Origin of the sequence: Marinobacterium sedimentorum, assembly GCF_024267675.1 — a bacterium.
Lineage (GTDB): Bacteria > Pseudomonadota > Gammaproteobacteria > Pseudomonadales > Balneatricaceae > Marinobacterium_A > Marinobacterium_A sedimentorum.
The window spans coordinates 174001-189344 of record NZ_JALDYX010000006.1; the positions used below are offsets into that span (position 1 = coordinate 174001).

Genomic DNA, 15344 nt, shown 5'->3' on the forward strand with positions numbered 1-15344 from the left:
GACCTGAAGAACCACCGTCCCCCGGTCTTCGAATGCTCGACGTTTAGCCCAGCAAGACCCTGATCATGTTGCCTGACAAGCGACAGGGGCACTTTTGTCTCGAAAAAGCGCTTAACAATAACACTGAGGTGCAGAATGAATATCACCGGAATGTTACATGGCTCGAAGCTCTTGAATTATGTCGGATTTCCCACATCGGAGGTATTGGGGCCGGAAGCCAGTGAAGACGATATCAAGGGGATGATCGAGCGTCACGGGTCGGTATTTATCAAGCCGCTGTTTAAGGGGGGGGTCGGTAAAAAGGGAAAATCCGGGTTGATTGGCCGGGCCAGCGATCTCAAGACCGCCCTGAGTGAAAAGGAGCGGCTGTATTTTGCCGTGCACCGTCACGGCAATGTCACTGCCAAGGCCCAGGGGGTCACCTTCGAAGGCGCGGTACCGGCCGAGCACGAGGTGTATTTTTCCATCAGTGACTCCACCCGCTACCGGGCTCCCACAATCACCATCACCCACAAGGGCGGGGTCGATATCGAGGAACTGGATCCGTCCGAGATTATCGAGGTGCCCTTCGAAGCATTGACTGGCCTGAAGGCATTCGTGATCGCCAATGCCCTGTCCGATATCGGTGCACCCAAGGAGATCGTCTCGCCGCTGGTGCAGTACTTGCCCAAGCTTTGGGAACTGTTCCACCATTACGGCATGACCACGCTGGAACTGAATCCAATTCGCATGATGCCGGGGGCGGGCGGTCGGCTGGTACCGGTGGCCTGCGATTTCAAGTGCGGCTTCGACCGCGACGATCCGCGCTGGCAGCGCCTCAATCTGCCCAACCAGCTGTTCGCCGCCGACTACTCGGATTTCGAACAGGAGATCAACCAGCTGCGCACCTACCAGGGGCAGAGCGACGTTTATGTGATCAACGACAAGGGCACTGTGCTGGCGCCGACGTTTGGCGGTGGCGCCAACTCGGCGGTGACCGAAGCCCTGGGGGATCGCGCCATTATCTCCTCCGACTTCGGCGGCAATCCGCCGTACCAGAAAATGCATGACGTCGCCCGAATCAGTTTCAAGCACTGGCTCAAGCAGACCAATGTATTGTTCGTGATCGGTGGAAAATCGAACAATACCGATATTGAAACCACCTTCCGGGCCATGGCCGATGCGCTGCGGGACTATTTCATCCAGCAGGGCCCGGTCCCTCTGTATGTGGTGATTGGTCGTGGCGGTCCCAATCTGATTCGGGGCATGGGTGCCTTCAAGGATACGCTCGATGCGCTCGGCGTGCCTTACCGCATGTTCGGCTTCGATTCCGCCATGAGCGAGGTGGTCAATTACGCTCTGGCCGCTGATGAGTGGATGCGTAATGGGGGCCGCGAACAGGTGGCGCAGAAACTGGGTCTCGCGGTTTAACCGGCATCTCTGTTTTAACGATAAGAATTCAGGAGCAGCATCATGTATCAGCAAGGCGTAGGTGACTTTAAATATTTTGTCGGCATCCATACCCTGGAACAGATCGCCACCCGCGAGGATCGCATCTGTGTATTGAATATTCTGGGTGGCGAGTCGAGTGCGGTGTCACCGGTGAGTCACGCTTTTTCGGGCGGTAACATCGTCTTCGGTACGTCACCCGGCAAAAAGGGTCAGGTACTCAAGACGGCTGCCGGCGATGTCCCGGTATACAACAACGTCCGCGAAGGCCTGGCTGACGGTCACAGGTTCAACACCGGGGTTGTTTACCTGCCGCCTTCTGGTGTCCGTGACGGGGTGGCTGAGCTGATTCGCGTCAATCCCGCCCTCAAAAAGGTCGTGATCGTTACCGAGAAAGTGGCGGTCCACGATGCGAGGGAGATCCGGGCCATGGCGCAGCAGGCCGGTATCGACATTTTTGGCGCCAACTGCCTGGGGGTGGCCGATGCCTGGAACCGGGTACGCATCGGTGGCGCCCTGGGAGGCGATGCCCCCGATGAGTCGCTGCTCAGGGGGTCGATAGCGGTCTACTCCAACTCCGGCAACTTCACCACCACCATCGCCCAATACCTGGCCACCGAAGGTTGGGGAACTACCACCTCGGTCTCCAGTGGCAAGGATGTCTATATCCACTTCGCGCTGCCGGAGTTCGCCTACGCGCTGTCGAATGATCGGCGTTCCAAGGCCGCGGTGGTCTACGTCGAGCCGGGTGGCTATTACGAACACAACCTCAACTTCACCAAGCCCGTGGTGGCCTGCGTGGTGGGCCGCTGGAAGGCCAAGCTGACCCGGGCCGTCGGTCATGCCGGTGCCCTCGGTGGGGATGGCGACGATGCCGCTGCCAAGGAACAGTGGTTCCAGGAGGCCTTCGGCGTCGATGAAATCTTCACACCGGACAATCCGGTGGTATCGGCCAGAGGCGCGGTGGTGACGAACATCGCCCATATCCCGCTGGCCCTGACCCGGGTGATGGCGCTGAGTAACCAGCAGCCCGATTTCGCACCCAAGGGGGATCTGTCCCTCAAACCCTGGTTCGGCGACAGCCGGGGACTGTCATTGCCGGCGGAACTGAACCTGCCGGTGCAGGAGGCGATAGCCCCTTACAGCAAGCAGATCGCCGCCCTGGATCAGCAGACCGGACGTCATTTTCCCCGTCGAGCCATGAAGGATGCGTCCGGTGTGTCACAGATGGATCCGAAAACCCAGATTACCCGGCTGCACAACCAGTCTATTCTGGACAGCTCCACCCGGCCGCTGGAGAGCAACCTCTGTCAGGCGTTGACTGGTGAGCACAATGGCGAAAACGACAATGCCCTGGTCAATGTGGCGATTGCGGGCAACATGAATCTGCATGGCGATATCATGATCCAGGCGGCGGATGCGGCGCGCGAAGCGGGCAATGCGCCCAACGTGGTGCTGTCCGCGGCATTGGCAATGCTGGGCCCCAACCGGATCGATAGCGCGCGCAAAGGGGTTGATACCCTGGTCGAGCTGTTTGTTAGATCCGGGCTGGAGGATGCCCGGGATGAGGACTTCGACGTTTCCGTAATCGCGATCAGCGATACCCAGGCGGCCCTGTTTATTGCTGAGGAGACGGATCCGCGTGCCGAGGCGATGTTGGCGGCGATCGATGCGCGGGGAGCGCGTTCGGTCTTTATCAGGTTCCTCAAAGGACTGGAGAGGCCCCTGTCCAGTAATGCGGTATTGGCGGCGATCTCCGCCACCATTGCCTGGGGGCCGCTGATGCGCAAACGGATCTCCAGTATCACTGCCCGTAGTCTGCCGTGGTATCTGAAGATCTACGCATCACTGATCGGAGCCTCGGCCGACGGCAGTCTGCACAGGTCCGACAGCTATTGTGGCGTGCCGAACGACGAGTTGCTCAACCGCTGGACGGTCGGCGAGATGGCGTACTTGTCACTGATGGGCGAGCAGGCCGACGACGCTTCGTTGTACGCTTTTCAAGTGCTCACCGGGCTGCTGACCAGCAACGGGCCGGGCAGCATCTCGGCGCAGGGCTGCAAGGGTGCGGTTTCCTCCGACGGGCCCGAAACCCCGGAACGGGTACAGATCAACAAGGCGATGATTGGATTTATGAGCCATACAGGCTTCTCCCACGGCGGTGCCGGCTATGAGGGAATTATCTTCCTGGCCGATCGTTTCAAGCACACCACGTTAACAGATGCCGGTGAAGCGAACCACGGGCTGGATCTAATTGCCATGGCTGATGCCTACGCAGAGGAATACAGCCGAGCAAAGGAGGAAGCGAAGGAGGCCGGTACCGGTCGAATCGGCGTCATCGCGGGTATCAACCACCCGGTGTTCAAGGACAAACCGGTCAACCATGACCCGAGGGAAACCTTTATCAGTGAGCTCTTTTCCGGTCGGGATGACTACAATGTCTTTCACGATTTCTACAAAAAACTCGTCACGGCGTTGTTCCAGAGCGGTGCCACGCGGAACGTCTTCTGTGTCAATATCGACGGCGTGATCAGCGCGATGTTGCTGAAGATGCTCTGGCCCCGGTTCCGTGCCGGTACCCTCGACGAGCAGGCGCTGGAAGCCGCGGCATTCACCATCTTCCTCTATGGCCGGATGATCGGCTGTGCGGCGGAGATCGATGACCACATCAACCGAGGCAAGAACATGGATACACGGACGCCGGCCTCCAAACTGGAGGTGGTGTCCTGACGGGCCGTCGATGCGAAGCGGCGGCTGTTATCATCGTCAAGCAATAACACCCAGGACTTGCGCCAGTGTTGATCGCAAGTCCTGGCCAGATCCTGTGGTAAGCGAAACAGCAGAGGAAGAGGGATATCCCGAGATTTAGACGCAGTGGCGTACTACCGGGCGGAGTTTCAACCAAAGGGGTGCAGATATTCTGCCCGGTGACCTCGATAACCTCAAATTGAAATGGGAGGCAGCGATGCCCGGACAAGACAGACAGAGCACTCTGAGATTTCTGGCGGAACCCGCCGATGTGAATTTTGGAGGCAAGGTTCACGGCGGCGCGGTGATGAAATGGATTGACTTGGCCGCGTACGCCTGTGCGGCGGGTTGGAGCGGGCGTTATTGCATTACGGCATATGCCGGTGGTATTCGTTTCGTGCGCCCGATTCATGTAGGCAATATCGTCGAAGTGGGGGCCAAAGTGATTTATACCGGGCGAACCTCGATGCACATCGGGATTGATGTGCGCGCTGGTGATCCGACGACGACCGATCGCGAACTGACGACCCATTGTATTGTCATCATGGTGGCTGTGGACGGAGCGGGAACACCGGTACAGGTGCCCGAGTGGGTACCTGTTAGCGACAAGGACAAGTTGCTGCGTGATTCCGCCAACACGCTAATGGAGATGCGAAAGAAAATCGGTGCCGAGATGGAAGCTCATCTCAAGCCCTGACAGCCCCCTTGCCTGTAGGGGTCTGTTTCCCCACTCTGTGGGCGAATCTCACTGTTGGGCATCTCTAAAAACCTACTGCGCGACTCATATGCTGCGTTGCGCGGTGCTCGGAATCCTCATGTATACCCCATACACTGCGGTTCCTGCGCGCCGTGCGCCTTGCCTTTGAACCGCTCGTTACGGTTTTTCGAGGCGCCCTGTTGCCGAGTTTCCGGAGCATCAATACTCTGGCTTTGTGCATCAGAGTCTCTCTGGGTTGGCGAGCCTGCTCTCTATCTCCTCAATTTCTTCGGGCAGGGCGACGACGCTGATGGACAGTATCGATACGCTGCAAGACCTGCACGGGGATGCGCTCGCTTTCTAATCGCGACTTTGCGGGCATTCAAGCTGTCGATGTAGCCAGAGAAGCCGCCGTATTCTGACCGAATTCGGCGGCTTTTTTATATAGGCTGTTTCCGGACTGCGGGGCCTTGCTGCGGATGTGCCGTCCGTGCGGCGACTCTCCAGCGCTCTGGAAATTCCACTATGTTCAAGCGGTTAGACAACTGATTGTGCGTGCATTGCGAGCAGGACACCGCCAGCTGAGTTATCATTGTATCAATGGCGTCATGATGACCGGCTGAATGTACGTTGGATCGGTAATATTGCGCCGTTGCTGGCTGTGTCTGAATTGGGCTATTAATCTAATGCAGACTCATTCGCGATTCAGGTTGAGAGTGCTAGCTTGTGCCGCGTTTTTGGTATAATTAGTTAGCCTGAATTTGTCGCAATATCCCTAATAAACCCGCTTGCGGGATAATCTTTGATTGGAGTAAGAGAGTGCAGAAGATTTTGTCTGCCCTGGCGCTGCTGGGTGCCTTTTTTCCAGTGACTGTACTGGCGGCCTTCGGTTTTGATGATGTGGCTGAAAAGGCCCGTGCGCTCGCCGCCAAGCCCTATGAGGCGCCCGCGGCCATACCCAAGTTCATGCAAACGCTGAGCTACGACGACTACCAGAATATCCGTTTCAATCCGGACAAAAGCCTGTGGAGCGAAAGCAGTTCGCGCTTTCAGGTCATGATGGTACCGCCAGGCCTGTTTTACCGTCATGCGGTGAAAATGAATGTCATTGATGCGCAAGGCAGCCACGGCGTACCTTTTCGCAAAACGGACTTTGATTTCGCCGATCCTGAAGTGGCCAAGCGCGTGCCAGCCAATCTTGGTTATGCCGGTTTTAAGCTCACCTATCCGATCAAGGGCGAGAAGGAGCGCAATCAGTTTATGGTGTTCGCCGGCGCCAGCTATTTTCGCGGTGTAGGGCGTGACAACACCTTTGGTATTTCCGCCCGTGGTCTGGCTATCGATACCGGCCTGTCCCGTGGCGAGGAGTTTCCGTCCTTCGTCGAGTTTTGGCTTGAACGGCCGTCCCCCGATGCCCATGCGATGACCTTCTACGGCCTGCTGGATGGCGAGAGCGCTGCCGGCGCCTACGAATTTACCGTGTACCCAGGCAAGGCGACACGCCTGAAGGTCAAGTCACGCCTGTTTCCCCGTGCCGATATTGAGCTGCTCGGTGTAGCGCCGCTGACCAGCATGTTCTATTACGGTGAGAACACCGGCCGTCCGCGCGGTGAATGGCGCTCCCAGGTGCATGATTCCGATGGTCTGCAGGTACTGAACGGCGCCACTGGCGAGTGGATGTGGCGCCCGCTGCTGAATCCGGCCGAGCTGGAAATGGACTACCTGATGACCGAAAACGTGCGTGGCTTTGGTCTGCTGCAGCGCGACAATCAATTTTCCGACTACCAGGATCTGCAGGCACGTTACGAACTGCGCCCCAGCAGCTGGGTGCTGACCGAAGGGGACTGGGGCCCAGGCCAGGTGGTGCTGGTACAGCTGCCCACCACCAACGAGACCAATGACAACATTGTTGCCTTCTGGCGTCCGCAGGACAAGGTGCAGGCCGGCAAGCCCCTCGAATACAGCTATGAGGTGCAGTTCGGCGGCGCAGAACTTGGCGGCAACCCCATGGGCAAGGTCAGGAACAGCTTCATCGGTGACGGCAATGTTGTCGGTGGCGGCAATGCGCCCGGCGCCTACCGTGTGCTGGTGGATTTTGGTGGCGGTCTGCTCGACAAGCAGCGTCCGCGGGCACCGATTCTGAGCCACGTTACTGCACTGGATGGCGGTGAGGTACTGGAGCACTTTGTGGAGTACAACGAAGCGCTCAAGAGCTGGAGGCTGTCTGTTCTGGCGCGCCCTGCGGCCAAGAAATCGCTGTCTCTGCGGGCTTTCCTCAGTATCGGTGACGAAACCCTGACCGAGACCTGGACTTACCGTCTGCCGGTCAGCAACGATATTCGGGCCGCGGAGTAATTCATGGCGCACACCCTGGGGGAGCACGCCCTGTCCCGCGTGCTGGAGTATATGGCCGGTACCGGGGCAGAGCTCACCGATGCCCACACCCTGATCGCTTTCAAGCTGATCGAGGAAGGCCTGGAGTCCGGGCAACCGGACCTGACGGCCTGGGTTATGGATGAGCTGCCACGGCGGTTTGATCTGCCGCAACGGCCGCTGCCGCCGGTGGCACCGGTAATTGTGCGCGGCAGTATCGGTTACGGAGACAAGGGATGACGGCTCAGTCAGCGCCAACCAGTACGCTTGCAGTACCTGCTGCAACCCCGTGGCGAGCTCGGGTGCTGCTGCGCCGCGGGGTTCTGACCCTGCTGGTCGTTGCCCAGGCGCTGGTGGGCGCCTATTACATGGCGTCCGTGCTGCCATACCACGGTGGCAATTTGCTGGAGCAGGCCCTGATCGGGCTCTTTACGCTGCTGTTCACCTGGATCACGGTTGGCTTCTGGATTGGCCTCTACGGTTTCTGGCTGCGCCGGCTCGGCGGGGACCCCAAGTCACTGCTGCGCCGTCACCCCGACGCAGTGCTGGCGGATACACCGCTGGCGCGTACCGCCATCGTCATGCCCATCTATAATGAGCCGGTCAACCGAACCTTGGGGGGGCTGCGCGCCATCTACCGCTCGCTGGAATGCAGCGGTCAAATTGAACATTTTGACTTCTTTATTCTGTCCGACAGTCGGGAACCGGATGTCTGGCTGTCCGAGCAGGCGGCCTGGCAGCGGTTGTGCGATGAGCTCGGTGCCCACGGCAGGCTGTTCTATCGCCGCCGCACCCTCAACATGAACTACAAGAGCGGTAACGTGGCGGATTTTCTGCGCCGCTGGGGCCGCTCTTACGAGTACATGGCGGTGATGGACGCCGACAGCCTGATGGGCGGCGACACCCTGCTGAAAATGGTGCGCCTGATGCAGCGCGAGCCCAATATCGGCATCTTGCAGAGTTGCCCGACGATCATTAACGCCCAGTCGCTGTTTGCCCGCGTGCAGCAGTTTGCCAATCAGGTGTACGGGCCGCTGTTCAGTACCGGCCTTGCTGCCATGCAGCTGGGCGAGGCGGCCTTCTGGGGCCACAATGCGATTATCCGGGTGGCGCCCTTTATGCGTCATTGCGGCCTGCCGCATCTGCGCGGGCCGGGTCTGTTCAGCGGGCCTATTGCAAGCCACGACTTTGTCGAGGCGGCCTTTATGGGCCGGGCAGGCTTTGAGGTCTGGCTGGAGCCGGAGCTGAGCCATACCTATGAAGAGTCGCCGCCCAGTCTGGTGGATGAGCTGACCCGGGACAAACGCTGGTCCAAGGGCAATCTGCAACACCTGTGGCTGATGCTGTTCGAACCGCGCCTGCGCATGGCACATCGCATGGCGTTTCTGAATGGTATTCTGTCGTACCTGGCCTCACCGCTGTGGTTCGCCTTCCTGGTGCTCACGACCATCGAAACCACCCGCCTGGTGCTCTGGCCGACCAACTATTTTCCGTTGCAGTACAGCCCGTTCCCGCTCTGGCCTGAATGGCACCCGGAGTGGGCCATTGGGCTTGCCAGCAGCGTGGTGTTTCTGCTGTTCTTCCCCAAGCTGCTCGCCATTGTGGATGTATTGCTCAGTGGCAGGCGCCAGGCTCACGGCGGCTTTTTCAGCTTGTTGCTGAGTATTGTTACCGAAATACTGGTGTCGGCCTTGCTGGCACCTATCCGTATGCTGGCCCATACCCGCTATGTACTGGAAGCGGTGTTCAACGTGACCCTTAACTGGGCCGGGCAGAACCGCAGCGATGAAACCCGCTGGACCGATGCGCTGCTCAATCAGGCGCCGGGCTCCATTCTGGCGGCGATCTGGGCCGGCTTTGCCTGGTGGCTGGATCCGATGTTCTTTTTCTGGTCACTGCCGGTGGCACTGCCACTGATTCTGGCGGCGCCCACTTCGGTGCTGCTGAGCAAGGTGGGTATCGGTCAGGCGTTGCGTCACAGGCGCATCCTGATGGTGGCGGAGGAGCAGCAGGGGTCCGCGTTGCTGGACGATCTGAACAGCCATCAGATACTGCCGGAGTTTGGCGAATCCGCCGTGGTGCGGGCAGTGCTGGATCCGGTGATGAACCGGGTGCACCAGGCCACGGCGCGTTCCCACGGTGGTGGCGCCAAGCATCAGCGCCTCAAGCAGCTGCGCGCCCGCTGCCTTGAGCTGGGCCCGGAAAGCCTCAATCGGGCAGAAAAGAACCTGTTGCTCACCGACCGTGAAAGCCTTGCCTGGCTGCACCGGGAGTGCTGGCGGGCACCGGCCGAGAGTTACTGGGGCCAGGCCATCGATAACCGCATTCGCCAGATCTGGCAGACGGTTTAAGCGTAGCCAAGCTCAGCGCGCAGGGTGCTCGCACCACTGCCGCTTTTGCATGGCTGCTGCTCCATCCCCATGCTCCATGAACGGCTCACAGCGCTCAGTTCGGTACCCAATCCGAACTGAGCTCGACCGGCTGGCCGCGTTGCAGTGAGACCTGAGCCGCTTCGGCCAGGCGTTGCGCTTCGAGGCCGTCGCGTATTCCGGCCAGCGGGGCGGTTCCGTGGCGCAGTAGCTCGATGAAGGCATCCATCTCCAGCCGGTATGCCTGGGCAAAGCGCTCGATGAAGTAATTCTCCGGCTGGGTGGTATGAAACCCCGAGCTGTCAGCAATGGTCAGCGTATTTCAACCTGCTCCGCCAGTACTTCGATACCACCCCGATCCGGTATCTGTGGCAGGTTCGCCTGGACCGTGCCGAGGCGCTGTTGCGGCATACCGATATCCCGATCGCGGCAATCGCCGAACAATGCGGCTTCGCTTCGCCGTTCCATTTTTCCAGGCTGTTCAAGTCCTCCCGGGATCTGTCTCCGCGTGCATTCCGTTCGCGCTACCGAGCATTGGAGCAGTTTCCCCGTGACTGAAATCTCTGTCGGTAACGGCCCGGCGTAACACCCGTCAGGCGCTTGAACAATCTGCGGAACGATGTCGGGTCCTCGTAACCGCTCTGTTGCGAGATCAGATCGATGGCGTCAGTCGTCGTTGCAAGCAAATGCTTGGCTTCTTCGACGCGCAGGGCCTGCACGTAATCGATCGGCGTATAGCCGGTTGCCGACTTGAAACGGCGCTTGAACGAGCGTTCGGACAGGCCGGAGCGCTGAACCATCTGTCTGACCGGGTTAGGCGTATCGTAGTGTTCGGCCAGCCACAGCTGGCTATTCGCGATCTCGGCGTCCTCGTGGCGCTTGGGCTTGCTCATCGCGGCAAAGACCAGCTGTCCCTCGCTGCGGTCTCCGAAGAGATACAGCCTGGCGGCATTGACCGCCACCGCTTCGCCGTAAAACCGCGTAATGAGATACAGTGCCAGGTCTTCCCACGACGCCATGCCTCCGCTGGTCACGATACGTCCCTCGTCGCCAGCGGACACAAGTATGCGCCCGGCCTCAAGCTGTACCCGCGGATAGAAGCGACGGAAATGGTCGACATACGCCCAGTGCGTTGTCGCCGGTTTATCGTCGAGCAACCCGCTTCCTGCCAGCATTACCGATCCGGAACATACCGAGCACAGGGTCGCTCCCGCACGGTACATTCGATTCAACCAGCTTGTTACATCGGGCCATTTGCGATCGTGACAGCTCTCTGGGCTGACCCCCAGGTCCGTAACGATCACGACATCTGCGTAGTCGATCTCCTGCAGCGACGCGTGAGGGACGACCGGCACAGCCGCCAGACAGCTGAAGGGGACACTTGAAGTCGCGACGATCCTGACGTCAAACTGCGCCGGATTTTGTGATTCGCCCATTATTTCGGCCCAGCTGGCACCGAACCCCGCAAGCACCTCGTACAGGCCATACAGCACAGCCCCGGATGTCTCCGGGACGGCAACGATACATATAATCGGCGGATTTGCGTGTTTAGCTGCTGTCATCCTCGAGCTCCGGGTTGGCACATTTGGCTTGTTTTCGTCAATTATAGCTCTAACGAGGTCGTTCGGTTGGCCCTACCATGGTTCCTCGATACAGCAAGTTTTCAGAGGCGACCAGCATGTACACAGAAACCGAAACCCGACTCCCGATGGAAAATGGCGCGTCGCTCCAGCAGGACGCGCAACGTTTCATGCAACACACCTGCGACATCATTAACGCGGGCGCGCAAGCGATCATGATATCGATTGGCCACCGCTCACGGCTGTTCGATGTGATGGCGCAACTCCCGCCCGCGACGAGCCAGCAGATCGCGGACCAGGCCGGGCTGGCGGAGCGCTTCGTACGCGAGTGGCTCGCGGTGATGGTAACGGCCAGAATCATTGACTACGCGCCGCAGGAGCAAACCTATTGCTTGCCCCCGGCGCACGCAGCCTGCCTGACGCGTGGTGCACGCCTGGGCAATGCCGCTGTGTTCGCACAGCATGTTGCGATGATGGGCGCACTCCAGGATCAGACGCTGCAGTGCCTCAAAAGCGGCAGTGGCACCCATTATGGCGACTATCCCTGCTTTCATCAGATCATGGCTGAGGACAGCGAGATGTCGGTTGTCAATTCGCTGTTTGATACTGTTCTGCCACTGATCGATGGCATCGGTACACGGCTTGAATCTGGTATCGACGTGCTTGATGCCGGCTGTGGCAAGGGTCTGGCACTGATTGCGATGGCACAGCATTACCCGCAGAGCCGATTTACCGGTTACGACCTCTGCGCAGATGCCGTTGCAGAGGCGGCCTGTTCCGCACAGGTCAGGGGTTTACGCAATATCCGTTTCGTCGCCAGGGACATGACCGACTTCGACGAGCCAGGGCGCTACGATTTGATTACCTCGTTCGATGCCGTACATGACCAGAGAGATCCGTCAGACTTCATCGCCCGGATTCAGCGCGCGCTCAAACCAGACGGGGTTTACCTGATGCAGGACATCGGCGGGTCCGCGCACCTTGAAGCCAACCTCGATTTTCCGATGGCATCGCTGCTATATGCCATCTCCCTTACGCACTGCACGCCGATCTCGATCGGGCAGGGTGGTAAAGGGCTGGGTGCCATGTGGGGTTGGGAAACCGGCCAGACCATGCTCGAACAGGCGGGTTTCAGCCATATTGTCGCTAATTTCCTGGAGCACGATCCGATGAACGTCTGGTTCATCAGTACAAAGGGGCCATCACATGCCCGTTAATTCAGCGGCAAAAAACGCTACTGTCGTGGTCATTGGCGCAGGCGCCAGTGGCCTGGCTGCGGCTCATGCATTGCGCGAGCGTAATATCCAGGTTCGCATTATCGACAGGGCATATCGGGCAGGCGAAGCCTGGTACCACCGCCATCCACAATTGCGACTGAATACTCACCGCCACCTGTCCGGGTTACCGGGTCTCGCGATTCCCAGAGCCGCAGGTGCGTTTCCCTCGCGCAATAGCATAATCCGCTACCTCGATGAGTACGCGGCGCAGCTCGACGCGCCTATTGACTACGGCGTAAAGGTAACGGAGATAAGCAAGGCGCCATCGGGCTGGGCTGTCGAAACCAGTGCCGGCGTTTATCGTGCCCAGCATGTAGTCGTTGCGACCGGCTACGCCAGTAAACCTGCGATACCCGACTGGAAAGGGCGAGAAACCTTCAGCAAGCAACTCGTTCACGCAGCTGACCTCGGCGATATTGAGCAGTACCGCAACAGAAAAATCCTGGTGGTTGGCGCCGGAAATTCTGGCACCGATATTCTCAATCATCTCTCGACTATCGAGACAGATCGGATATGGGTATCCGTCAGGCACGGCCCCGTCATCTTTCCGACCAGGCTCTGCGGCATCCCGATGCAACGCCTGTCGCCCCTTTTCGCAATGATGCCGGTGCCTGTGGCCGATGCCATGCTGGCGTTAACCGGACACCTCGCATTTGGTAATTTGAAAAAATGGGGCTTGGGTAAACACTCGCACGGGGGCATAACGCGATTGCTGGATACAGGCACTGCACCGGCAATCGATAATGGCTTCGTAGCCGCATTGAAAGCAGGCAAGGTGACTGTCGTTCCCGAAATCGAATGTTTTGAATCAACGGGCGTACGCCTGATCGACAACCAGTATATCGAACCGGATATCGTGATAGCGGCAACCGGCTATAAAACCGGACTGCAGTCAATATTGGGTTACGGTTCAATCCTGGACGAATCAGGCGTACCTAAAATTGACGGCGCGAAACAAATGCATGGATATCCCGGTTTGTGGTTTACGGGCATGCAGCCCAGGCTTACCGGCTTTTTCCATCAAGCCGGTCACAATGCCCGGGAAATTGCTGCTGCAATCGATATAGAAATGCATCTTGAGCACGCAGGTATATCCAACGACATCGTTGAAATCCAGGCGCAAGCCCCATCGGCCAATACTGAGCAGGTACATTACCAGCGATCATCGCTGAATGAGTCCCGTTGACCGGTGGTTATCCCGTAGCGCTTTGATCTCAGGCCTGATGGTTTTGATAAAGCTCGCAATCACAGCGCAATACAACCGCCTCGCAAGGACGCGAGCCCTTAATGCCGCTCGTCCGGCTGGGTCTGGCCGCATCATGAATACGGTCAGGAGCCTGTTTTCGATTGCAGCGATTTTGGTCTTGCCGCTGATATCGAAGGTGGAGACAGGCCATGTTTTTAATGGTGCGGATCTGCCAGGCTAAAGGCATTTCGGCGCGGGTCGCTTCGTCATTCAGGGTGGCCGCAGGGGCTGTAACGGGGTAATCGGGCGATTCCGGTGGGACTGCGGCAACTTGACATGAATCGTAATAGTAATGATTATCACCTGCTGTTTAGGGCTGGCCCCACTAGTGGGGCCAGCCATTCGAATTGGCAGAGGTATTAGTGTGAAGTTGAAAACCCTGGTTGTGTTCTGTTCGCTGCTTGCACCGGCATTTTCTGCCGGTGTTAGCGCCACCGAGGCGGCTGTCCCGGATGACCGGCGCCAGGCACTGGAAGAACTCGGGCAGGCGCTGTTCTTCGATACCAGCCTGTCACTAAATCGCAGCCAGTCCTGCGCCAGCTGCCATGACCCGGCCCATGCTTTTGCCGACCCGGGCACCAATACCCAGGCCGGTGCGGTGTCGCTGGGTGACAATGGCCACTCCCTCGGGGATCGCAATGCGCCGTCCGTGGCCTATGCCGCTTTCAGTCCGGTGTTTCACCGTGACAGCGAGGGGCGCTATGTGGGCGGTCAGTTCTGGGATGGGCGGGCCGCAACCCTCGCGGATCAGGCCAAGGGGCCACCACTGAATCCCGTTGAGATGGGATTGCCGGATGCCGCCAGCGTGCGTGCGCGCCTGCTGGAAAATCCGTATTACGAGCGCCAGATCCCAAGCCTGTTCGGTGCCTCGAGTCTGGCCAGCGATGACGCCGCCTTTGCCGCCATGGCGCAGAGCATTGAGGCCTATGAGCGCAGCGCCGCGCTGTCGTCCTTCGATTCAAAATATGACCGTTTCCTGCGTGGCGAATACCGCATGACCGAGCAGGAAGAGCTGGGTCGCACGCTGTTTTTCTCGCAGCAGTTCACTAACTGCAACCAGTGCCATCAGTTGCAGGAATCGCCCATCGACAAACGCGAGACCTTCAGCAACTACCAGTACCACAACATCGGTGTACCGGTGAATCAGGCCGTGCGAGCGGCAAACGGTACGGCAGCCAGCTATACCGATCCGGGGCTTTTGAATAATCCGGCGGTAACGGGGCCGGCAGAGCAGGGCAAGTACAAGGTGCCGACACTGCGCAATGTGGCCGTTACCGGCCCCTATATGCACAACGGCATCTTTACCGATCTCGAAACCGTGGTGCGCTTTTACAACAGCTACAACAGCAAAAGTGCCGTCAGCAAGTTCAATCCTGAAACCGGGACGCCCTGGGGCGAGCCTGAAGTGCCACTGAGCCTGTCGCTGAAGGAGCTTGAGAGTGGCCCTGCGCTGGATAACAAGCGCATCGCCGCGCTGGTGGCCTTCCTGAAGACCCTCACGGATCAAAGGTATGAGGCGTTGCTGGACACACGGGGTAATATCGGTCTTTAAACGCTGCTATTAACCTGGCGGTCTCCTCCCGTATTGCAAGGCTTTGAAGTTGGATGCCAGGGACAGGATCGCTT

Annotated in this window: 12 protein-coding genes and 1 other RNA gene; 11 read left to right on the forward strand and 2 right to left on the reverse strand. The window is 58.8% G+C overall.

Going from position 1 to position 15344, the window contains the following annotated elements; translation table 11 throughout:
- The first annotated feature begins 135 nt into the window (after window positions 1-135).
- The 7 genes from MRS74_RS08175 (at window position 136) to mdoH (ending at window position 9597) form a co-directional block, all read left to right on the forward strand.
- A complete protein-coding gene (locus MRS74_RS08175; protein ID WP_254579786.1) occupies window positions 136-1410 on the forward strand; it encodes an ATP citrate lyase citrate-binding domain-containing protein in 1275 nt (424 codons plus the stop codon).
- 42 nt (window positions 1411-1452) lie between these two features.
- Window positions 1453-4158: a hypothetical protein gene (locus tag MRS74_RS08180; RefSeq protein ID WP_254579787.1), complete on the forward strand. Its 2706-nt coding sequence runs from the start codon at window positions 1453-1455 to the stop codon at window positions 4156-4158.
- Between the two features lie 235 nt (window positions 4159-4393).
- Window positions 4394-4873: an acyl-CoA thioesterase gene (locus MRS74_RS08185; RefSeq protein WP_254579788.1), complete on the forward strand. Its 480-nt coding sequence runs from the start codon at window positions 4394-4396 to the stop codon at window positions 4871-4873.
- 118 nt (window positions 4874-4991) lie between these two features.
- Window positions 4992-5068: non-coding RNA, sX9 sRNA (locus MRS74_RS24335), on the forward strand.
- A gap of 624 nt (window positions 5069-5692) precedes the next feature.
- The gene (locus MRS74_RS08190) at window positions 5693-7228 is read left to right on the forward strand and encodes a glucan biosynthesis protein G (protein WP_254579789.1); all 1536 of its coding nucleotides are present in this window, start codon (window positions 5693-5695) and stop codon (window positions 7226-7228) included.
- A gap of 3 nt (window positions 7229-7231) precedes the next feature.
- Window positions 7232-7486, forward strand: a complete 255-nt coding sequence (locus MRS74_RS08195; protein ID WP_254579790.1) for a hypothetical protein — start codon at window positions 7232-7234, stop codon at window positions 7484-7486.
- Window positions 7483-9597, forward strand: coding sequence for a glucans biosynthesis glucosyltransferase MdoH (gene mdoH / locus MRS74_RS08200; RefSeq protein ID WP_254579791.1), 2115 nt, complete (start codon window positions 7483-7485; stop codon window positions 9595-9597). Before MRS74_RS08195 ends, mdoH begins: the two co-directional genes overlap by 4 nt.
- Window positions 9598-9691: 94 nt before the next feature.
- On the opposite strand, the gene MRS74_RS24000 is transcribed toward mdoH, so the two are convergent.
- Window positions 9692-9931 carry a Gfo/Idh/MocA family oxidoreductase gene (locus MRS74_RS24000; RefSeq protein WP_256557855.1) on the reverse strand — a complete coding sequence of 80 codons (240 nt, stop codon included), beginning with the start codon at window positions 9929-9931 and terminating at the stop codon, window positions 9692-9694.
- Window positions 9932-9996: 65 nt separating this feature from the next.
- Here MRS74_RS24000 and MRS74_RS24205 point away from each other — a divergent pair, with 65 nt between their 5' ends.
- On the forward strand, window positions 9997-10173 hold the full coding sequence (locus MRS74_RS24205) for an AraC family transcriptional regulator (protein ID WP_368671259.1): 177 nt from the start codon (window positions 9997-9999) through the stop codon (window positions 10171-10173).
- Here the strand turns inward: MRS74_RS24205 and MRS74_RS08215 are convergent.
- On the reverse strand, window positions 10140-11177 hold the full coding sequence (locus tag MRS74_RS08215) for a GlxA family transcriptional regulator (protein ID WP_254579794.1): 1038 nt from the start codon (window positions 11175-11177) through the stop codon (window positions 10140-10142). The two genes, MRS74_RS24205 and MRS74_RS08215, sit on opposite strands and share 34 nt — an antisense overlap.
- Window positions 11178-11293: 116 nt before the next feature.
- On the opposite strand from MRS74_RS08215, the gene MRS74_RS08220 reads away from it, so the two are divergent.
- From MRS74_RS08220 to MRS74_RS08230, 3 genes are all read left to right on the forward strand, one after another.
- The gene (locus MRS74_RS08220) at window positions 11294-12412 is read left to right on the forward strand and encodes a class I SAM-dependent methyltransferase (RefSeq protein ID WP_254579795.1); all 1119 of its coding nucleotides are present in this window, start codon (window positions 11294-11296) and stop codon (window positions 12410-12412) included.
- On the forward strand, window positions 12402-13658 hold the full coding sequence (locus MRS74_RS08225; protein WP_254579796.1) for a flavin-containing monooxygenase: 1257 nt from the start codon (window positions 12402-12404) through the stop codon (window positions 13656-13658). The genes MRS74_RS08220 and MRS74_RS08225 overlap by 11 nt, the downstream gene beginning before the upstream one ends.
- Before the next feature lie 424 nt (window positions 13659-14082).
- Complete coding sequence (locus MRS74_RS08230) at window positions 14083-15270, forward strand: cytochrome-c peroxidase (protein ID WP_254579797.1); 1188 nt, start codon at window positions 14083-14085, stop codon at window positions 15268-15270.
- Window positions 15271-15344: the final 74 nt, after the last annotated feature.